This is a genomic window from Paenibacillus sp. 23TSA30-6 (assembly GCF_014858585.1).
Lineage (GTDB): Bacteria > Bacillota > Bacilli > Paenibacillales > Paenibacillaceae > Paenibacillus.
On the sequence record NZ_SLTL01000007.1, the window covers coordinates 44,223 to 66,005 of the forward strand.

Sequence of the window (21,783 nt, forward strand, 5' to 3'; positions counted from 1 at the left end):
TAAGGGTTTACTTCTTTTATTTTGACGTATTGTATCAATATTTTGATATTTTCTATACTAAACAGGCATCTGGAAGGGAGTGCAGGAAATGAATCGGGAAATGCTGCGGGAAAACCGTATTCATGGCAATCCCATGTATCCGGTCAGCGTGTATCCGGGCGTGGAACAGTTGAATGGAAATTGTGTACTGGAGTGTCATTGGCATGAGGAAATGGAGTTTATTGTTGTGGAGCGGGGCAGCGCGGTATTTCAGACGGATATGGCCTACACTGAGGTCAGCGAAGGTGAAGCCCTTTTTGTAAATAGCGGGGAACTTCACGCCGGGTATTTGAAACGAGACCCTGACTGCGTATTCTCTGCCGTGGTGTTTCATCCAGATCTGCTGCTCAGCCGGACACAGGATGCGGTGCAGGAGCAGTTCATCGACCCTTTTATCAGCAAAAAGCTGGTCGCTCCCCCTCACATTCGCGGAGTCCTGCCCTGGGAACAGGAGGTGCTGACCGCGCTGCATCGCATCATCACCAGTCATGAACAGAATGCACCTGCCCGTGAACTGGCGACCAAGGCACAGCTCTATAGCATCATCGCCAGCATGTATCCACATATGACCCCGGCTAATGGAGAGGACGTGATTATGGCAGGTCAACGCAGCAAGGTTGAACGGATCAAACAAGCGTTGGCGTACATCAACAATCATGCTCATGAGCCTATTCGTTTGCGGGATATCGCCGATGAGATCCGTATGAGCGAGGGCCATTTTTGCCGTTTCTTCAAGCAGATGGTACAAAAAAGCCCGGTCGAATACATCAATTACCACCGGGTTCAGAAGGCTTGCCGACTGCTGGAGCAAAGTGACCGCAAGGTGGTCGATATTGCGCTGGAGGTTGGCTTTGATAATCTGAGCTATTTTATCGCAACTTTTAAAAAATGGAACGGCATGACCCCTTCGCAATTCCGTAAGCAGCACGAAGCCGAACAGATGCTTGCAGCAGCCCCTTTTGTCACAGATATGAGCTGAATGATGGCAAAAAGTAAAAGGCGAATCCTATATGCAACAGCCCAGGAATTCGCCTTTAATTAATCGTATATAAGCTGAACCAAAAATTACATGTTGCGCCACTGCGCAGACGGATGGTGCTTCCCACTGCTTGTACAGCATCATTCCGTCTGCTCCGTTTTCCGAGTTAATTTATCGGGTTCAGCTTATATTTCACTTTTTCATCTGTAGTATTTCTGACTCGTATGACTGAAAGGCATTTTCCATCCCCATGACCACATTTTTAATCTTCATATATCCCTTGGTGTACGGCTCCGAGTCGCGAATTTCTTCCCACATATAGTGATACTGTTTCATATCCTCCGTTTCGCATACGACGAAATCGGTGTAATCCTTGCCGGGAAGCGCCTCTGCATCAAAAAAACGAACTTGAACATGCTCGCTATATTTTTGAATGCTCTCCTGCAAGGATGCCGCATATTTTCGACGCTCTTCCCGAGGCAAAGCCAGCCAGGAAGGATAAAATTCCAACAAAACAATCATCATATATCGCATATGCCTATCTCCTTTTTTATGAAGCTTGAATGGACTAACATGATTGTACTCTGCTTGTCCCCCAAGCTGCATTAACCTATGTTAATGCGGATCGCTGCGGAGCAATCGGCTAAGCGAAACGGGGGATACACCGATGTACGAAGCGATATGATATTGGGCAATTCGTTTGTCCAATCCGGGATATTTGAGAAGAAAGGCTTGGTAACGTTCCTTGGCGGAAAGATACAAGAGTTCGCGTTCCCGTTCCTCTTTTCGAATATATAGTCTCTCTACACTCTTGCGCACGAATCTTTCCCACATATGGCTTGTATCCATAAGCTCCTTCAGTACGTCATAGGGGATTTCAACGACTACCGAATCCTCCATAGCCTCAATGGTAAAGGTCGACGGTTGCCCTTGGACCATAGCCCCGTAAGAGGTTACATAATCATCTTCTGGCGAAAAGCCAACATTATACTCCCTGCCATCTGCCAAAGTGTAAAATAAACGGAATAATCCCTCTGAGCAAAAATAGGCATGATTTACGGGTACACCCGTTTCAATTAGATACGTTCCCTGCTGCACATGCTTCACACGGGTTCGTTCTACAAATCTCTTCCAATCCTGCTCTACAATCGAAGCTTGATAAGCCATCTTCTCTAATGAACGATAATACTGATGCATATGCTCATTGCTCCCCGAATCCATGTATAGAAGGAAACCTTTTTGATATTTAATGCAGAAAACAGGGGCTATCCCTCCAGTCTTTACAGACCTTATGGGACACCCCCTTTCAAAAACACATATCGTAGCTACGCCCATATGGGCTAAGGATTCTGTCAGGCTTCCGATGTATCCTCTTCCACGAACAGCGATACCTTGCGGATACCGTCCGCTCCGATCACGACAAGTCCCTGGTCCGACAGGCGGATTTCGGGGATGACCACCAACGCCAGCAGCGACAGTGTCATCAGCGCGTTGTTCAGCACACAGCCGGATTGCTGAAGTGCCCGGCTGATGCTCTCGGACTGCGCTGCCACCTCTGCAAACGGCGCAGGAGACATCAGCCCGGCGATAGGCAGCGGGAAGCGTGTTTCGCCCGAGGCGGACACGACCACCACGCCGCCGCGCATAGCCACGGCCTGCTTCGCCGCCTGGGTCATTAACTCGTCATCGTTGCCAATGACGAGCAGATTGTGGCTGTCATGCGCCACAGTCATGGCAATGGCGGCAGGCTCAGTGAAACCGACGCCCGTCACGAGTGCCACGGCATGGCTGCCACTGCCATGATGCCGCTCGAAGACGGCTATTTTGCAAAGATCCTGCGCGGGATCTGCCGTGACCTCACCATTGCGGATCTGAACATTCATCCGCACTTCCTTCGTGTCCACGTGATTTTCCGTGACACGAATTACCCGTACAGGTACGTTCCCCTCTTGTACTGGAGCCGCAATGCGGAAATCAGCAGGACTCAGGTCACGTCCCAGACGAACCGTGTCCATCACTTCCGCAGGATAAACAAAGCCATCCCAATCGGCGACCATTTGGCCATGCTCGGCCACCAACTGCCCCGCTGCAATCGTAGCGGTCACATTCACTTCGGCCAGTCGGCCATCGAGTAAAATAATATCGGCAATCGCTCCCGGAATAATCGAGCCGATATCCCGCGCTACTCCGAAGCGCTCTGCCGTATTCAGCGTAGCCATCTGAAATGCGGTCACGGGCTTGACGCCCTGCGCAATGGCATGACGCACGACGAAATCCATTTGTCCCTCATGGAGCAAGGATTCCGCGCTGCGGTCATCCGTCACCAACATCATGCGCCGGGTATCGAGACCCATTTCCGTGCTGGCGCGGATGGTCTCCGCCACATCATGCCATGCGGAGCCTTGCCGCATTTTGGCATACATGCCGAGCCGGATACGCTCGGCTACATCCTCGGGCGTGACACATTCGTGGTCGCCCGTAATCCCTGCGGCTGCATATACCGGTAGCCGCCAGTCGTCGGAGGCCCATGTAAAATGGCCGTCCGCCACCTTGCCCGCGCGCAGCGTGGCCTGAATTTCCCCGATCATCACATCGTCTCCATAGACGACGCCCGGGAAATTCATGACTTCGCCCAGCCCGATCATATCCGGGCCCCAGCGTAAGGCTTCCGCGACTTCCGCCGGGCCGAAGGAAGCCCCTGTCGTTTCCAGTTCCGGTCCTGTGGACGGAACACAAGAAGCCACCTGCATGTAGGCAGCCAGCGGTGTCGTGCGTGCTTCATCGAGCATCAGGCGAAGCCCTTTCAGACCAAGCACATTTGAAATCTCATGCGGGTCAAAAAATCCGCCCGTCACGCCTAGCGGCAGCACAGCTTTTGCAAACTCCGTTACGGTAAGCTGCGTACTTTCGATGTGACAATGTCCGTCCAGTAATCCCGGTGCCATATAGCGGCCTTCCGCTTCAATGATCAAGGTGTCTTCTCCGATGGTATGGCTAACGTCCCGACCGACGTATGCGATACGGGAGCCCTGCACAGCAATAGACATTCCCGGTAATAATTCGCCCGATACCACATTGACCAGCGTTCCTCCGCGGATAACCAGCGATGCCTTGCGCTCCCCTCTGGCTGTAGCTACCAGCTCGGGTACACAGTCCGCCAGCGGCGGGCGTTGAAATACACTCTTCATGTCCATTACGTTTTGTTACCTCCGTTTATGCTTCTTACCTGTTTTTCTTATTTGATTATGTTACTGGAATACGCACAATTATGCCAGTCTTACAGAACAGGATCACTTTCTTCCACTTTACGGGTATACGAATCCGATTCCTGCGAACTCACGAATGGTGTAATTTCGCCTATCGTATAAATGTGCAGCAAATGCATAGCCCGTGTACAGGCAGTGTAGAACAACTTGCGCTCACTTTCACGCTGATATTGCTCCGCTGATCCGTCATAGATCAGGACCGCATCGAATTCTACGCCTTTCGCCAGATAAGCCGGAATGATATGAATTCCCTTTTCAAAAGCCGGAGTTGTCTTCTTGATCAGCCTTGGCTTCACGGGCAACTGCCCTTCGAGCGCTTCGTAAGCTGCTGCACTTTCTCCGGCATTTTTGCAGATTACTGCCACGGATTCATAGCCTTCTGCCAGCAATTCTGTGATGTTTCCGACGATCAGACGATGCAGCATTTCACGCGAATGTACCTCCGTAACACGTGGCTTCTCACCCTTCCGGTTAAACGGCACAATATGCTCGCCTCCGGCTACCATTCCCCGGGTAAACTCCACAATTTCCTGAGTCGAGCGGTAGCTGCGTGTCAGGGAGATCATCTCAGTCTGTTCCGCTCCATACAGCTCATAGAGAGGTTCCGCATCCTGAAGCACCGAAGCATGCGCATAAATCGCCTGATTAAAATCGCCCAGCGCCGTCATTTTAGCCTGCGGAAACAAGCGCTTGAAAAAAGCCAGTTGAAACGGTGAATAGTCCTGTGCTTCATCAATAAACACATGACGGATATTACTATTGGAACGGAAACCCAACATCAGCTCACGCAGATACAAAAAGGGGGTTACGTCCTCATACGCCAGTTCCCCGGCCTGCATCCGTTCCAGCGTTTGACGGCTGATTTCACTCCAGCTATCGGGCAGCTCGGCGTGATCGGCCAGCTGGCTCAGCAGCGTCTCATTCAGGAACAACTCCCCGTATAAGCGGGTCGTATCCACGAAACGAAGCGCTTTGATCCACTTACGCAAGGGCTTCAAGCGGTCACTGACCACCATACGCGCCAGTATTTCCCGTTCACGTGTAAAATCGTCGAAGGTATGGCCCTTGTTCTTGGATTTACGCCGCATGCGATTATAAGCGCGCTGGTAATCCTCAGGCTCCATCAGATCCATCTGCTGATCCACCCATGGAGCAGAGCATTCCTCCTTACCGAAACGGGCCAGCTCCTTGAGCATCCAGTCCCTTAGCAGCTCCAGCCGATTCGCCAGCCGCACCGAAGAGTCGAATCCATAAAACTTGCTCACCATTTCCTCCAATGGAACCACCTCGCGCCCTTGAAACCGGATCGGTTTAAAACGCATACCTTCCTGCTCCAAATATGCCTTGTATCCGGTAATGGCTTGTAAAAACGTCTTGGAAGACTTAAAGCGGATACCTTCCATTCTGGCCTCATACCCTGGCTGTGACGATGCCGAAAGTACATATTCCAGTTGCTCAAAAGGGTCTTCCAGTTGAAACTCCCGGCCCAACCGACGCTCTAAATACTCCTGAAGCGTGGCCTGGAGCATGTTTTCCTCACCCAATTCGGGCAGTACCGTCGAAACGTAGCTGTTAAACATCGGATTGGGCGAAAATAGCACCACCTGATCCGCGCGCAAGCGATCACGGTACTTATACAGCAAATAGGCTACTCTCTGGAGCGCAGCAGATGTTTTGCCGCTTCCCGCCGCCCCCTGTACGATAAGCATACGGCTTCGATCATCACGAATAATGCGATTCTGCTCCCTTTGGATTGTTGCCACAATACTTTTCATCTGAGCATCCGAGCTGCGGCTCAGCACCGCCTGTAGCAGCTCGTCTCCAATCGTTACCCCTGTATCGAACATAAAACGAATCTGTCCACCGCGGATCGAGAATTGGCGCTTGAGCGTCAGTTCTCCTTTCATTTCCCCTGTCGGAGTCTTATAGGAAGCGGGACCCGGCATATTATCGTAATAGAGATCAGAAATCGGCGCACGCCAGTCATAGACCAGAAATTCCTCGTCCTGATTATCCAGCAGGGAGGCGATCCCCAGATAAACACGCTCTGCGGGCTGTCCTTCCTCAGCAAAATCAATACGTGCAAAATACGGTGATTCCAGCAGCTTTTTCAAACGACCTAGCGCCTCTGTAGAATGCTTGTGCCTGCGCTCCCGTTCCGACAAAATTTCAGATTGCTGACGCAAGCTGGTGGAGGTCTCGCCCACATCATCCGCCTCACTAAAATTGATCGTTACCTCATCCCAAAAGTCTTTACGCATATCTACGACATCTCCGCGTACAGAGCCAACCTCCGTCTCCAGCTTCCGAATGCGTCCGCTAATGATAGCAGTCACGTCCTCTACTCTCCGTTGTTCCTCATTCCATTGCTGCTCAGTAGTCACTGGCATCACTCCTGTTCCGTTTCCTCCCGCTCCACCGCAGGGCTAAACTATGTTCTATTATGGACCTGGGTATACCCTTGGCATCCCTCTGATCCGGGAAAATTGACTTACACTTTGAAACATGCTATAATGCGATAAGAAGTGTAATTAACGAATTTAAATTCATGGTTTTACCATAAACATAGCATCCTCTATTGTAGCAACTTCAACCCCTGTTCGCAACCAGCGGGCTTTTTTTATACCTTTTTATATACGCAAAAAGCGGTCGTCCATCTGTATAGATGAATACGACCGCTTTTTGCTTTTTCATACATTCGCTACTTGCTCTCTTCCACAGGATGAATATGATCCGCCAATCTGCTCAACCGCTCCAGTTGATGACCATAGTCATACATCGCGGCAGCCACAATCGACAGTCTTAGCATTCCCTCCTGACAGTGGTCAAAACGGGTAATTGCATGCTTCATAAATTCGCCGTTCGCCTGCTGGAACATTTCGCTTTCTTCCTCGTTCGGTTTCAGCTTATCCTCGAATTTAAGCAGCGCATGTTCATGGAACCGGATCAGCAGCTCCAGGTGACTATCAAAAAATGCATCCGTTCCCTTCGGTCGTAAGGACTGGAAGTAGTGCCTTTCCACCGCGTCCAGTACCTCATATCCTTTGTGCAAACTTCCGAGCATTTGCTTGTATACCACCATCTGCCTCGTCTGACTGAACCGGGAGCGCTTGAGCTTCTTCTGCTCTTCCTCGAACAAATGATATTTATCCGATAGCGATTTTATAGCTCCCTCCAGATTGCCTTTTTCCTCTTTAAAGACAGACTCCTTAATCTCATCGGAAATGGCGGTGCGCAGCAGCAAGGACATACTGTTAAATACACTTTGAATCTGATTGATAAACTGCCTTTTCGGTTTCGGGGGAAAAACAGTAACATTAATGACAAAAGCAGAAACAATCCCGATTAAGGTGAGCACAAAACGGGTCACCGCAAATTTCCAGTCACCGGAAGCTTCCATTACAGAAACAACGGTAACGAGTGTCAAACCTACCGTATCAGCCATATTTATTTTCAGACATATCATTAGTACCAGTACGCATACCAATCCGACCGCAATCGGTTCATTTGAAAATACCATTCCGCCCAGCAACGCCATGATTGCACCCAGTGTGCTTGTTTGGAGTTGATCCAGAAAATAACGCCACGACCTGTATATCGACGGTTGCATGGCAAAAATAGCGGCTATCGCTGCCCCCACAGGCGAATGGGTATTCAAGAGCGTGCTCAAAAAAAGGGCGAGCGTCACTGCGATTCCCGTTTTTAACACCCGTGCTCCAAAAGCCAAAGCCATCCCTCCTGCTTACCCTTCAAATTTATTCATACCGAATTACTATAATGAAATTTCAAGACAAAGTCTATGCTTTATTATTACCCAAAAAAATCGGAGACAAGGAATATTTATGAAATGCACAGATCCTGCTAGAATACATATCAACAGCATCAACTTATCTGCATCAACGTCACAGGAGGATCCCATCGTGTCATGGATTAGCAAAATGTTAGACGAGCCTAGAAAGTGGCCACGTAATATCCGATTGTTTTTTATCGCCAATCTGCTGTACCAGATGGGTACGGGGATGTTTTCCGTACTGTATAACCTGTATATCCAGGGGCTTGGCTTCGGGGATGACATGAATGGCCGGGTGGTGAGCATGCAGGCGCTGGCTACAGCTTTGCTGTTTATTCCGGTCGGTTTTTTAGGGGATCGGACGAGCCGCAAACACATGCTGGTCATCGGAGCGCTATTCAGCGGTGTTGCCTTTCTCATCCGTACCTTTACGGATACCAGTGGCAGTATGCTGGTTTTCGCCGTCGTTTCGGGAGTATTTGCCGCCTTTATTCAGGTGCTGGCTGTACCCTTTTTGGCGGAAAGCATAAGCAAAGCCCAGCGCTTGAAGATATTCAGCTATTACTCGGCTCTTGTACTCGCGGCACAGGTCATAGGAAGCTTTGGCGGTGGTGTGCTTGCGGATGGACTGCAAACGTGGGGGATCACACAGCTTTCCAGTCTGCGGGTCGCCCTGTTTCTCGGAGGAACGGCAACACTGACCGCTTTTATTCCTCTATTGTTCATGACAAAAGCCTCTCACGTCGAAGAAAATGTGCACCTTGCCAAATCGACACCTGAACCGGTAACAGCGGATACGGCGGAATCCACGTCCGCTTTACCAGTAGCACCTGCTCCTGTTGCTTCCGATACCCGGGTTATCGGACAATTTGTTCTTGCCCAGTTTTTTCTCGGGTTGGGCTCAGGTCTGGTCATCCCGTATCTCAATTTATATTTTACGAACCGCTTTTCCGTATCGCTCAGCGCGATGAGTTTGCTGATTGCTCTCGGTCAGCTCATGACCATCCTCTCCATGCTGATCGGGCCTACGCTTGGCAGCCGGATCGGACTGGTCAAGGCTGTCGTGGGCTTTCAACTGCTCTCGCTCCCGTTTCTTCTGATTACCGGCTTCACCAATGTCCTCTGGATTGCTTCCATCAGCTTTCTGTTCAGGCAAGCGCTGATGAATGCGGCCAATCCGCTGCAAACCGCCATTCTGGTGGAACGTGTATCGGATAAGAACCGGGGCATTGCCAACTCGATTCTCCAAACGACCTGGATGCTCGGAACCGCAGGCATGGGACCTGTACAAGCCTATCTGATTACGACCTACGGCAATTACTGGGGCTATGCCATCACGTTCAGCATGACAGGTGTGTTCTATATTTTGTCCTCCCTCGTCTACTATTGGATGTTCCGAGAAAACCGCCTGTCCGCGGGTCAGCTTTTACAAAACCCGGCAAGCCCGTAAACAAAATCATGGCACAATAAAAGCCGGAGCCTCCAAGCGGACTCCCCTGGAACGTCATAGGATAAATGAGAATGGCGGAGGAGGAATGAAGGTATGCTTCGAGTCGCATTATTTACGGACACGTATGCTCCTGACGTAAATGGCGCTGCCCTGACACTGGAACGATGGATTGGCTATCTGGAGAAACATGGGGTATCTACGCTCGTCTTCGCCCCGGAGGCAGACCATCATCTGCCCTCCGGGCCGGGTGTAGAACGGTTTCGGAGCATCCCTTTTTTGTTGTACCGCGAATGCAGACTGGCGATCCCCAACGCCAAGCAGATTAACGACAGTCTGACTGCCTTTTCCCCGCACCTGATTCATGTCGCTACCCCGTTTAACCTTGGCCTGTACGGAACAAGCTACGCAGCCAAACACCATATTCCACTCGTCGCCTCATATCATACCCACTTTGATAAATACCTCGAATATTACAAGCTTCGCTGGCTTGAACCTGCCTTATGGAAATACATGCTCTGGTTTCACAGACATTGTGAACGAGTGTACGTGCCCTCTCGGTCAACCATGGAGTTATTGCGCAATAAAGGAATGAGCCAACTCGAAATTTGGGGCCGGGGCATTGATACCCAACGCTTCCAACCGAAAGTGGATCGTCACGAAGTATGGAGAAAATGGGGCGTTCGTGCAGACGCTTTCGTTATTTTATATGTCGGCAGACTTGCACCGGAAAAGGGAATAGACACCCTACTGGACGCCTATCTCCAGTTGTCGGACGATGTCCGGGCAGAATCTGTGCTGGTCATTGCGGGAGACGGACCACTGTACAAGGTCAAAACAGCAGCGGACATGGGGGTGCCAGAGCATGCAGTCCATTGGCTTGGCTTTGTGAAAGGGCAGGAATTAGCGGAGCTATACGCCGCAGCGGATGTATTCCTGTTTCCCTCCACTACGGAAACATTCGGCAACGTCGTGCTGGAGGCCATGGCGAGCGGAACACCCGTGGTCGGTGCCGATGAAGGCGGGGTAAAGGATAATCTCATCCATGGGAAGACGGGCTTATTGTGTCCGGCCGGAGATGCCCCTGCCTTTGCCGAAGCTGTGCACCTGTTGTACAAAGACGGCCCGCTTCGCGATTCTATGTCCGTGGCGGGCAGATCGTACAGTCTGGAGCAGACGTGGGACCGCATTTTCGAACGGCTGCTGGACAGCTACATCGATGCAGCAACCTTACATCTCGGCAGCCGCCCTATGACGCATATATAGCCCCAGAAACTGCGGATCTCAGGATACATCAAAGGGTGGTTAGAAAATGCTTTAGCACGCATTCTGTAACCACCCTCCACTATCATTACAACTTTGTATCGTCCAGCTATAATCTCCAATAGAAAGGAACCCGCTAATGTCTGAGCTGTTTCAGCAGCTTGTTATGTACTCCGCTTAACAGAATCACGGCTGTCATGGCACCAATCAAAGCAAGAAGCATATCCCATTGGGTATCCCATATATCCCCTTGGGTTCCCAAAAAGGCTTCTGCGGCCGTTCCAGTCGCCTTGGCTACGGCAAACTCAATCAGCTCATACGCAGCACTAATCGCAAGGCATACACTAACCGTGAGAAAGGTCAGCCAACCTCCGCTTCCCAAGGTCGTTTTACGCAGCAGTACTTCTCTGACAATAAGCGCAGGCACAAAGCCTTGCACAAAATGCCCAAGTCGGTCGTAATAGTTACGCTCCAGCCCGAAGGTATCCCGAATCCAGTTGAACAGGGGCATTTCCGCATAGGTATAATGCCCGCCGACAATCAGAATGAGCGCATGCAGCCACATCAGGGTATACACCAGATTCGTAAACCGGAATTGGCGGTAAACCGCCACCAGCAGACCCGCTCCCAAAATCGCCGGGAGAACTTCCAGTACCCAGGTAAAATGATCCGCCGGATGGATAAAGGACCAGATGAGAACAAGCACCAGTAATACAAGCAAAACAAACGGATAGCGATCATGTTGCGACCTTGCCGTTGCCTGATTCATACGTCATTCCCCCTCAACCCGCGGTCTCTATCCTTCATTGGTTACGATATGTTTGACACGCCCAACCTGTCCGTCTGCCAAACGCACTTTAATTCCATGCGGATGACGCGGAGAATTGGTCAAAATATCCTTCACCGTTCCTCGCGTCAGCTTTCCGGTAGGCTGATCTTTTTTAAGCACAATATCCACCTGAAGCCCTGCGCGAATATCTGATCGGTTCTGTCCGTTCATTGTCTCTACTCCTCCTTTCTATTCAAGCTTATGAAGCTACTCAGCCACATGGTCGTATTGACATCACCAGTTACGCCATTCATCCCGACGGCTGTTGCCGATCCAAACCACGCACATCGTGGATACATAGCTAATGAACAAAATAGCGAATACCATCCCACTAAACTCCACAAAATGAGCACGCTGCAGGGTATCTGCCCATATGGAGGATACCTGCGCATATAACTGGGAAGGCGCAGATATAATATCCCATGTGTTCCCCCGAAAGAAACGACCGATATAAATCCCCAAGCTACTTAGCAGCAGTACAGCCAGCACAAACAGCCAGCTTACAAACCCGCCGCGTGCACGCTGTACCAGCTGTCGTACAGATTCGAGCGATACAAATCCCATCGTCAGCCCAAGGACAGCGACCGACAGCATCCCCAGTACATGATTCCAGAAATACGGCTCTCCCCAAAAGCGTTGCTCCCCGAGAAAAGGATATCTTGCGAACACATGCAGCAAATCTGTGATTAAATACGGTGTGTTGGGATAAAAAAAGAACCATACCGCTCCCGTTATCCAGAGCAAAAATGTTCTCGTTCCCCGCCGCCAGGAACTATAAATCACATCAAGCAGCAGCGTTAAAAGCATCGGAATCCAGGCCAGCATCATATTCCACCAAATAAAAAGATAAGGGCGGCCTCCCGAGGGCAGCCGCACGTTAATGATCCACAAGGTGCTTATCACTGAGCATACGGCCAATACAATAAAAACATACCCTTTTACAGGATAATTCAACGATCTTAAACGGGCATACATAAGTGTCTTTCCCTCCTTTGCAACCGTCCATCCTTCCTGACGTTCCAATTTACACCTGTTCTGGACAGTGTACACCACAATCGCTTCAAGCTCAATGGAAGCGCTCCATTCAGCAGGGCTCAAGACACCAAAAAGCACCTGTTTCCGAGACTGACCTCATCCCCGGAAACAGGTGCTCATCGTACCTCAAACTTCACTCACTGGCAAAGGAGACATACGGATCGTGATCGTCTGATCGAACGGAGCCATCCAATTGACTAGCAATGTGTGACAATCCACAGGGTGAGCAGCCCCCCGAACCGAAGTAGCCGAATGCTCCATCGCTGTTCCTGTCAGTTCAAACCATGCATTTCCCGATTCATAGCGCGCCATACCCCCAGTCCAGCATTGCACCGCTTCATTAACCAGCCTGTATTCCCCGCAAGTGAATTTCCCTTCACGTCCAAAAACAAATAAAATCTGTGTCATGCAATCCACCGGACCTTCTGAACGAAAACGAAGCGTCCACATATCCTCCTGACGATCCACATCGACCCGGATTTCATGCTTCTGTTCATGGGTTAGTGGCCGTTTGTGGTGCGGGAGCAAATACCACGGACTGATTTCCTCCTGCGAGGTAGGCGGCAGATCAGCGGCAGCAACAGGCCCGTAATAGCCCTTGGCCTGCTGACCCGATAGCGTCCATCCGGTTTCATGCGCAGTCAGCTCCTGCATAGGCACGAAGCCTGGCGAGAAATACGAAGCTGCCTGAACCGCCAGTAGACGTGCATCTCCATGCCGCAACGACAGGAACGATGAAGCCTCAGTCATGAGTGTCGCGCTGGTATCCTTCTGCCGATATCGAGCAACCGGAGCGCCAAAGTCCGTATGCAGCCTGCTGTGATAAATGTGCTGATGATGCCCTGCCTCATCCATCCGGCTCAGATAGTCAGCCCTCGGAAAACCTCCGTTCAGCAGCTTGTTATAGGTGACAGGTAATGCAGCAGGTGGTAGTTTGCGGGTTTGCAAACGTGGCTCCAGCAAAAAGCGCACAGCCGCATTAATCGGAGCACCGCCCGGATGATCCGTTACTTGAACCGCGGCGACAGCCATCGCTTCGAATATAGTATCCTCATCCTCGGTAGCCAGCATGGCATACGGGAGAAGATAGGAGGATAAATTCATCATCACGCCGAAGTCCTGTCTTCCCGAATACTCTGTGACCACTTCCCCATCCGGATGGACAAGATACACCATCATGTGCAAATTGCGCCGTACCGGCTCAAGCAGCCCCGGTAGCTTCAATAAACGGGCGGCATGAATCAGCATAATATCGCTGACAGCATTATAAATTCCGTTGCTGCGCTCCGTCCATTCGCCATCCGGCGTTTCGTCCAGCCCCTCTGCCAGCCACTCCCCGGCCCGGGCGAGCGCTTCGGGCAGATCAAACAGCTCGTGCAGGAAGCCCAGAGCAGCGCACAGTACCCAGCGATGATTCGGCGTATGGCAGCCTCCGGTCAGCATGACCGGAATCGTCCGCTCCAAAAACAGGCGGATCGCGTCAGTCACCCGGCGCAGCTCCAGCCAGTCGTCACCGATCAGCAACTGGTAGACCTGAGCGTAGCCCACTACCACGAACGCCGTATCCGGCGGCGAGTGAAAATTGGTCCAGCCCGGCGAAATAGAGCCGTCCTCATGCTGTACACGTAGCATGTACTGCGTCGCAAGCTCCAGCCGGATCAGCACATCCTCATTCCGGTAATAGGCGGAATCCGGATTGACGAGCGCGGCCGCCCAGACCGCCATTGCCGCAGGAGTGCCGACCGAATGATTAGGCCAGGCAATCCCGTTCTCATCATCGGTCACCCCGCCGTAATAACGGCTGTCGACATCCAGCACCTGATGGTCCATACCCGGTTTCACCCAGGCATCGTTGACCGCTACAATTTTACTGTACATTCCCTCAACCCCTGTGATATGCATAATCGTTGATCATCCTTGCGTCTGAAGCTTCGCTATCTTGCTTGTCAGCAACTCATGGCTGCGTTCAATGTCCTCCGGCTGACAAGCCGCTTTCAGCTCATACACCTTGATCGGCGCCTGCAGGATGATATGAATGAAACGATCAAAGAACTCCAGATCACCACTATGAATATAAGGGCACCAGTGATCGGATAACCCTATCGTTTCATGGATGTGGACACCGAGAATATAGTCGATCATTTCATTGGCTTCCTTGGCATTATCGTACAATCCCATCCGGTCCATGATCATGCCGTGTCCAATGTCATACCACAGATATACGGGTGCGCCCTTCAAATCGTCTATGATCGTCTTGGCCTCCTGTAAGGTAGGCATCTGATAGCAGCGTGAACGCGTTTCGATACCAATCGCTACATCATAGCCCTTGGAGGCGATACGGTCACACACCTCTTCCAGACTGTCGCGGATACGTTGTACATAATGCCCGCTCAGCGTATTCCGCCGCTCCAGCATTTGTGCCCACAACGCTTGATAAGCTACCGAATCCCTGCCCTGCTCACGGTAAATCACTTCCAGCTCACTGCTGATATCGTAAGGAAACGGAACCTCTCCAGGATGCACAACCACTGCCTTTGCACCATAACGATGCGCATATTCCGCAGATTGTACCAGCAGCTCTATCGCGCGTTTTTGCTTCGTCTCATCATCAAATCCGAGCAGAACGGAATCCGTACCGTAATCCGGGTCGGGCGTATATGGAAACGTATTATGCACACTCGATATGCCGATTTCTCCCCGCTCAATCATAGGCTCAATCGTCGTCAGCATTTCCCGGGTAATGTTATAATTCAGCTCCACCCGGCCAAAGCCCAGCTCACGGATTTCCTCCACAAGCTCTCGGCCGACTGTATGCCTTTTTATATTCCAACAGGTGGAAAAGGAGTATTTCCCCTTCGCCTTCATCGTCATCATCCTTTCACCGCTCCAAGCATCACGCCGCTGACAAAATATCTTTGCAGCCATGGATAAACAAGCAGGATCGGAACCGTTGCGAAAATGACACTCGCCGCCTTCAGCCCTTCAGGTGTAATTCTTGCGCCGCTTGCTCCTTCCAGCCTCGACAGCTCGGACACCATGTTATTTTGAATCATTTGATACAGCTTAAGCTGCAACGGGAACAAATCCGGGTTTTGGATATACATCAGCGTATCCTGAAACCCATTCCAGCGCCCCACACCGTAAAACAGACTTAATGTCGCCAGCACAGGCAGGGATAGCGGAAGCACAATCCGAATCAAAGTGCCGAATTGGCTGCTGCCATCAATCTCTGCTGCTTCTCCCAAGCTCTCTGGAATCCCGTTAAAGAAGGAAATCAGAATAATCAGATAAAACGGACTGATCAGACCGGGTAAAATAAGGGACCACATATTATTCAGCAAATGCAAATCGCGCACCAGAATGTATTCTGGAATGATGCCGCCACTGAAAAACATCGTCACCACAATCATAAACATAATCGTTTTGCGGCCCTTTAAATTTTTCTTCGTTAACGGATATGCAGCTATCACTGTCATCAGCATACTCAGCACCGTCGTGATCACAGTCAGCATGACCGTAAACCCGAGCGAACGAATCATGCTCAAATCGGAGAAAACCTTCCCATACGCCTTCAGATTGAACTCAACCGGGAACAAGGTAACTTCTCCGGACGTAATAGCCCGGTTTGAGCTGAAGGAAATAGACAAAATATGAATAAACGGGGCCAAACACAGCAGTACAGCCACAGCCACCAATAGGGTGGTTACGATATCAAAGGTGCGGTTCGCAGTACGTTCACTCATCAGGTGTCAGCTCCTTTACCACTTACAAAATACTTTCATCCGTCAGCTTCTTGGAAGCATAGTTCGCGCCCAGTACGAAGATCAGACCGATCACCGCCTGAAACAGCCCCACCACCGTTGCCAGCGTATATTGCCCGGATTCCATTCCGATACGATATACAAACGTACTTAATACATCGGAATAATCCCGAACCGCCACGTTGCCAATAACATAAGGACGATCAAAGCCAATGGTGATCATATTGCCCAGATTAATGATGAGCAGCGTAGCAATCGTCGTTTTCATACCTGGGATCGTAATGTGCCAAATTCTTTTCATGCGCCCTGCGCCATCTACCTCAGCGGCCTCGAACAACTCCCGGTTAATCCCGGTCAGCGCAGCCAGGTACAAAATCGTTCCCCAGCCTGCACTTTGCCACACACCTGTAAGCAGATACGTGATCACCCAGTCATTTTTATCCGTCAAAAATGGAATCGCCTGAAACCCGAGCGAGGTCAGCACATTGTTAATCATGCCGGACTGCGTACCAAATACCTGGTACACAATCCCACCGATAATTACCCATGAAATAAAATGGGGAATATACAAAATCGTTTGCGAAAGCTTTTTAAACCAAATTACTTTCATTTCATAGAGTAAAATCGCCAGGACCAAGGGTGCCGGAAAAGATACCAGCAGATCCAGCAAATTCAGCACGATGGTATTGCGCAGTGTTCTATAGAAATCGTCCATGCGGAACACTTCCCGAAACGCGTCGAATCCGATCCATTCACTTCCGGTAATTCCCTGGAAAAAGTTGAAATCCTTAAATGCAATCTGCACGCCCCACATCGGGCCATATTTGAATACAATAAAGTAGACCAAGGGCAGCACAAGTAACGCGTATAATTGCCAATATCTGCGGAAGTAAACGTTCCCTTTCATGCGCTGTCTCCTCCTTTACATTCCGCCTTCTTACTTGCCTGTCATGGCCTTGTAAGCCTCGGTGCGCTCATCCAGTATCGCTTGACCGCCGCTTGCCATATAATCCTTCAATGCCGCTTCAAAGGTCGCATCAAATTGTGCCGATGGTGCCATCACCGATTTCACAACCATTTCATCAAACTTGTCCAGCAGCGAGTTGCTGTATTTGGACTCGGATTTGATTGGATGGTCAAATTTCAGCGGAGGAATGGTATCCGTGTTGGAAATATCCATCGCTTTACGTACATCCTCCTGGAACTGAGACGGCATGCCCAGAATAAAGGCTTCCTTGTTTTTCTCATCGTCGCCTGCAATTTTGCCGTTTGCAACGATAACCACATCGCCCTGATTATAGATACGGTCCTGTGCTTCTTGTGTCGGATTTTCCTTGGCGACCGGGATTCCGTCTTTTAAGGTATAATTTTCGCCTTCCACACCGTTTTGCATATCGAGCAGCACCTTCTCGGAAGACATCCAGTCGAGGTACTTGATCGCCTCAATCGCATGCTCACTGGATTTAGGTACCATAATATAGAGGCCATTGGATGCAAATTCCGGCTTGGCATGCTTGCCCTCGCTGTTTGTATACGGATCCATTGGCGTCAGCTTGGCTTTCGGCTGGTTGGCTAACAGATTTGGATACGCGGAGTCGTTGTAAAAAATGTTGTCGTAATCTTCACTGAAAAAGCCGGTATTGCCGCTTTGAATATCCTGAGTCAGTTGCTTTTTATCCTTATCCAAACCAAAATCCTTACTGATCAGATCTTCATTGTAAAGCTTGTTCATAAACTGAACTCCATCCTTGAATCCAGGCAGCAGGATCGGATAGTCACGGGAACCCAGCTTTTGAGTCAGTGTATATTTCTGCTCATCCGTCACTGGCTTGATAAAAGACCACAGCAGTGAATCATATTGTCCCGGCTCCATCGTCATCCCCAGCGGAACCACCTTGCCGCCGGTCTTGCCGGGGTCTTTTTCCTTGAATGCTTTGAGCGTGTTATATAGTTCGTCTGTCGTTTTAGGGACAGGCATTTTCAGTGTATCGAGCCAATCCTGGCGTATGAAGGAAGAATATTTCCCTAAAATAGTACGCTTACCCGGAATGGCGAACTGCTTGCCCTCCACCTGACCGTAGCTCAGCGTATCTTCACCGAGGAATTTTTTGAGATTCGGGCCATACTCATTCAGTAGCGGAGTCAAATCTGTCAGCCCACCTTGCTCTGCGTACCGCTCAAAAGTGCCGGAATCGTAAGTGAATACGATATCAGGTACATCGCCGCCGCTCGCCATCAGGACATTCAGCTTGGTGACCTCTTCCGAGCGCTGAACAGGCACATACAATAGATCAATATTGTTGGGTTTGCCAAAGTTCTCTTTTGCATAACGGGTTAAATAGCTGTCAGTAATGGTGTAGCCTTGAGGTGTGTTGCCTCTGTCAAAAATTTCAACCTTCAATGAACCACCCTTGTCTCCGGTAGCAGCAGTCGAACTTTTGTCCGCCTCACCCGACGAGCATCCGCTCAATACAATCGACAGTGCAACTGTAGCTGCAAGCAGCAGACGCAGCTTCTTCAATGTTCCTCCAGCCTTATTTCCTCTCATTCCTGAACACCCCTTTGTCTGCTTTTTCCCGTTTGTCCCTCTTCTTATCAGAAGGTTATGGCATATCATGCATTGGCATGTATCTGTCCGTGTAGGTCCGGGATGTGCCTTAGTATGACATGAGCGTAGGAAAACTGACAATAAACTAGTTTCCCGATCATAAACAGTTTAGATGAAAGCGATTACCAAACACGATAAAACGCTTACTTTTATAAAAGATCACTATTTTCCTGCGAATAAACTATTTTCTCTGTTCGAATCGTGTTAGGTATGTTCCCATATCAAATGACTTAAAAGTTGCTTTACGTAAAAAAAGCATCCTCCCTCTCATCAGGGTTAGGATGCTCTCTGTGTTTTGTTAAGTTTTAACGATGCAGTAGCTTCACTATACTACTCCTGCGCCGAAGCCTCTGATGGAAGACTCATGGATAACTTGCGAACCTTCCCCGTCTTCCCATCCTTACGGCTGCGTGATACATAAACCATCATTAACGCACCTAAGGTCGCGCTGATCAGACAAGCCAGGTTCATAAGCTGCGGTCCCCCGGCATGAAGGAGGTATCCATTTAACAGATTACCTACAATGCCCGCCAGTCCGGCGAATACCATATTGAACACGCTTTGTCCGGTGGCCTGCATATCCTTTTCTGTCACATGCGATACATATTCAACGGCCGCAATGTAGAAAAATCCAAACGACAACCCGTGCAACACCTGCACAGCAATCATAACCGCAGGATCAGGAAATGCCAGTTGAACTCCCCAGCGCAGCATATAGGCTACAGCCCCTAGCAAAAGGGTTCTCTCCAGCCCAATCCTGCGAATCACCCGGGAAGCCAGCAGCATGGAGGGCACATTCGTAATGGAAGCAACCAGCAGAGCAACCCCGACCAACCCCGTAGATCCTCCCGACATTTTAAAAGCCAGTACAAAATAGGTGTTAAATGCGGTCAACGTCTGATTCACCAAAAAGCTGCCACCCAAAAACATTAAAAACGTCCTGTTGCGGATTAATTGACCGATACCGTCAGAAAACGATTTACGCAACGCCAGATCTTCCTCCGTATTTTTCGGGAGCGCCAGAGCCGTCAGGGCCGCAAGACCGTTCAGAACCAAAAAAGGCACCCAAATCATGGACACAGATAGAAGCGACACAAACAGCCCTCCGGCATAACCGCCCACCGCATTACCTATACTCGCCATGAATCGTATGCTGCCGTAAGTCGCTCCTGCCTTTTTCGCTGTCACGATCGCATAGGAATCAGCGATCGGCGCCTGTGTTGCCGTGAATATAGCCATAATCGAATATACAAGCGCCATCAGCACAAAATGCTCTGACTGATAACATACCGCCATCACACCCGGGACAGCCACACTCAAAATAAGCACCAGCCGCATTTGACGGTATTGATCCACAATAATTCCCCAGATCGGCTGAACCAGAATGGATACCAGCGTACCGATCGCCATCAGCGCACCAACACTGGTGCTCGTCAACCCGTTCTGAACCAGCAGTAACGTCAAATACGGGTTAAACATCCCCCCGGCCAAACCAATAAACAAATAAAAGCCTCGCAGCTTCAGCATTTGTGAGCCAACCATCTGGAATCCTCCCTGTTGTTTAGCGTACCGTGCTGCCCAGAATCGTCGCCAGCGCTCCGATGGCCCCGGCTTCATTACCCAGCCCAGCAGGTACAATGGTAAAAGGAATGTCCGTCCATAAGGCTACTCTTTGCCGAATTTCATCCAAATAATACGCGCTCCCTTCAGCCACACCTCCGCCTACAACGATCATTTCCGGGTTCAGCAAGCTGATCACATTCGTCAAAGCCATCGCCATATGAGCCAGTGCAGGCTCCAGAATCGTCTGTGCTTCCACATCTCCTTCGGCTGCTGCTTGCAGAACATGTCGCGCCCCAACATGGTCCCGTTGGCCATCCGCCAGCCGTACCATGTGCGTACCTGGTATGCCGGATGCGAGGGCCGATTTTACACTGTGCGTTATTGCCGTACCCGACGTTAAAGATTCGAACACACCGAACTCGTCCGTCCCTCTTCGCTCTGCCGCTTGCCGCGCCTGTTCTTCACCTGCAATCCAGTAGGCCATTTCCCCAGCTCCGCCTGCGGCTCCCTTGTATAGCTCCCCGTTCAAAATAAGACCACTTCCAATGCCTGTGCCTACCGTTACCATCAGCACATGACGTAATCCCCTCGCTGCGCCCAGCCATTGCTCTCCCAACGCAGCCATATTCACATCATTATCCAGCACCAAGCGTCCGCTATAGCGCTGTCCAATGACAGATCGTATACCGCCATGCATACCACTGTCATGTGTACTGTCGTGCATGCTCCATTGGAGCGCAGGGGCGTGAGTGATTCTGCCGCTATCGTTATCTACCACACCGGGAAAGCCGATCCCGATTCCTTTTAATTGCTCTAGCGTCAAGCCTTCCTGCTCCAGACAGCTTTCCAGCTCCCCGAACAGACTTTCAAAGAAAAAGGCGGCATCCTTCGTATGAACCGTCTGAATTTTATGCCTCACCACCACTTGCCGTTCCGCTGTACCGATACAGATCAGCGTCTTCGTCCCGCCGACATCAATGCCTGCCGCCCAGCCGGAAGCCTTCGGCTCATCCCCATATTGCTTTTGTACATCTATGTCCGCCATAGCCCATCCTCCGTCATTCCGGTTCGCCCTCATGCCTTCCAATACATCGGCCGTTGACGCCCTGTAGGTTCAAGATATGGACATAAGTATCGCATTTGTCCCCCTGGGCCGCAATAAACTAAATTCCGCTCCATAAACCAACACCGTCTGCCCGCCTT

General features: G+C 50.4%; 18 protein-coding genes. 3 read left to right on the forward strand and 15 right to left on the reverse strand.

The genetic code is table 11. The annotated features are described in order from the left end of the window. Positions 1-88 precede the first annotated feature (88 nt). Positions 89-1,018: an AraC family transcriptional regulator gene (locus E0698_RS08120; RefSeq protein ID WP_192511217.1), complete on the forward strand. Its 930-nt coding sequence runs from the start codon at positions 89-91 to the stop codon at positions 1,016-1,018. Positions 1,019-1,210: 192 nt separating this feature from the next. Here the strand turns inward: E0698_RS08120 and E0698_RS08125 are convergent, their stop codons facing one another. The 5 genes from E0698_RS08125 to E0698_RS08145 form a co-directional block, all read right to left on the reverse strand. Then, complete coding sequence (locus tag E0698_RS08125) at positions 1,211-1,552, reverse strand: darcynin family protein (protein WP_044646952.1); 342 nt, start codon at positions 1,550-1,552, stop codon at positions 1,211-1,213. An 81-nt stretch (positions 1,553-1,633) separates the two neighbouring features. Next, on the reverse strand, positions 1,634-2,215 hold the full coding sequence (locus tag E0698_RS08130) for a Crp/Fnr family transcriptional regulator (protein ID WP_192511218.1): 582 nt from the start codon (positions 2,213-2,215) through the stop codon (positions 1,634-1,636). Between the two features lie 155 nt (positions 2,216-2,370). Then, a complete protein-coding gene (locus E0698_RS08135) occupies positions 2,371-4,212 on the reverse strand; it encodes an adenine deaminase (protein WP_192511219.1) in 1,842 nt (613 codons plus the stop codon). A gap of 83 nt (positions 4,213-4,295) precedes the next feature. Continuing rightward, positions 4,296-6,674 (reverse strand): RNA polymerase recycling motor HelD, encoded by a 2,379-nt coding sequence (helD, locus tag E0698_RS08140; RefSeq protein WP_202894826.1) that lies wholly within the window; start codon positions 6,672-6,674, stop codon positions 4,296-4,298. A gap of 311 nt (positions 6,675-6,985) precedes the next feature. After that, positions 6,986-8,017: an FUSC family protein gene (locus tag E0698_RS08145; protein ID WP_187644880.1), complete on the reverse strand. Its 1,032-nt coding sequence runs from the start codon at positions 8,015-8,017 to the stop codon at positions 6,986-6,988. A gap of 187 nt (positions 8,018-8,204) precedes the next feature. Here E0698_RS08145 and E0698_RS08150 point away from each other — a divergent pair, with 187 nt between their 5' ends. Both E0698_RS08150 and E0698_RS08155 read left to right on the forward strand, forming a co-directional pair. Beyond that, entirely contained in the window at positions 8,205-9,524 is a 1,320-nt protein-coding gene (locus E0698_RS08150; protein ID WP_443146906.1) for an MFS transporter, read from the forward strand. A 93-nt stretch (positions 9,525-9,617) separates the two neighbouring features. Next, positions 9,618-10,787, forward strand: coding sequence for a glycosyltransferase family 4 protein (locus E0698_RS08155; RefSeq protein WP_192511221.1), 1,170 nt, complete (start codon positions 9,618-9,620; stop codon positions 10,785-10,787). Positions 10,788-10,920: 133 nt separating this feature from the next. Here E0698_RS08155 and E0698_RS08160 read toward each other — a convergent pair whose 3' ends face one another. The 10 genes from E0698_RS08160 to E0698_RS08205 all read right to left on the reverse strand — a co-directional run bounded on the left by E0698_RS08160 (position 10,921) and on the right by E0698_RS08205 (position 21,625). Continuing rightward, positions 10,921-11,553, reverse strand: coding sequence for a DUF2238 domain-containing protein (locus E0698_RS08160; RefSeq protein WP_149094853.1), 633 nt, complete (start codon positions 11,551-11,553; stop codon positions 10,921-10,923). 27 nt (positions 11,554-11,580) lie between these two features. Next, positions 11,581-11,784, reverse strand: coding sequence for a YwbE family protein (locus E0698_RS08165; protein ID WP_013309792.1), 204 nt, complete (start codon positions 11,782-11,784; stop codon positions 11,581-11,583). A 63-nt stretch (positions 11,785-11,847) separates the two neighbouring features. Beyond that, positions 11,848-12,588 (reverse strand): DUF1361 domain-containing protein, encoded by a 741-nt coding sequence (locus E0698_RS08170; protein WP_149094988.1) that lies wholly within the window; start codon positions 12,586-12,588, stop codon positions 11,848-11,850. A gap of 186 nt (positions 12,589-12,774) precedes the next feature. Beyond that, positions 12,775-14,526: a hypothetical protein gene (locus tag E0698_RS08175; protein WP_192511222.1), complete on the reverse strand. Its 1,752-nt coding sequence runs from the start codon at positions 14,524-14,526 to the stop codon at positions 12,775-12,777. A 33-nt stretch (positions 14,527-14,559) separates the two neighbouring features. After that, positions 14,560-15,522, reverse strand: a complete 963-nt coding sequence (locus E0698_RS08180; protein ID WP_192511223.1) for a sugar phosphate isomerase/epimerase family protein — start codon at positions 15,520-15,522, stop codon at positions 14,560-14,562. Continuing rightward, positions 15,519-16,391 carry a carbohydrate ABC transporter permease gene (locus tag E0698_RS08185; RefSeq protein ID WP_025685493.1) on the reverse strand — a complete coding sequence of 291 codons (873 nt, stop codon included), beginning with the start codon at positions 16,389-16,391 and terminating at the stop codon, positions 15,519-15,521. The genes E0698_RS08180 and E0698_RS08185 overlap by 4 nt, the downstream gene beginning before the upstream one ends. Positions 16,392-16,413: 22 nt before the next feature. Next, positions 16,414-17,316 (reverse strand): ABC transporter permease, encoded by a 903-nt coding sequence (locus E0698_RS08190; protein WP_192511224.1) that lies wholly within the window; start codon positions 17,314-17,316, stop codon positions 16,414-16,416. Between the two features lie 30 nt (positions 17,317-17,346). Beyond that, positions 17,347-18,957, reverse strand: coding sequence for an extracellular solute-binding protein (locus tag E0698_RS08195; RefSeq protein ID WP_192511225.1), 1,611 nt, complete (start codon positions 18,955-18,957; stop codon positions 17,347-17,349). Between the two features lie 390 nt (positions 18,958-19,347). After that, positions 19,348-20,559 (reverse strand): MFS transporter, encoded by a 1,212-nt coding sequence (locus E0698_RS08200; protein ID WP_192511226.1) that lies wholly within the window; start codon positions 20,557-20,559, stop codon positions 19,348-19,350. A gap of 19 nt (positions 20,560-20,578) precedes the next feature. Then, a complete protein-coding gene (locus E0698_RS08205; RefSeq protein ID WP_192511227.1) occupies positions 20,579-21,625 on the reverse strand; it encodes an ROK family protein in 1,047 nt (348 codons plus the stop codon). Positions 21,626-21,783: the final 158 nt, after the last annotated feature.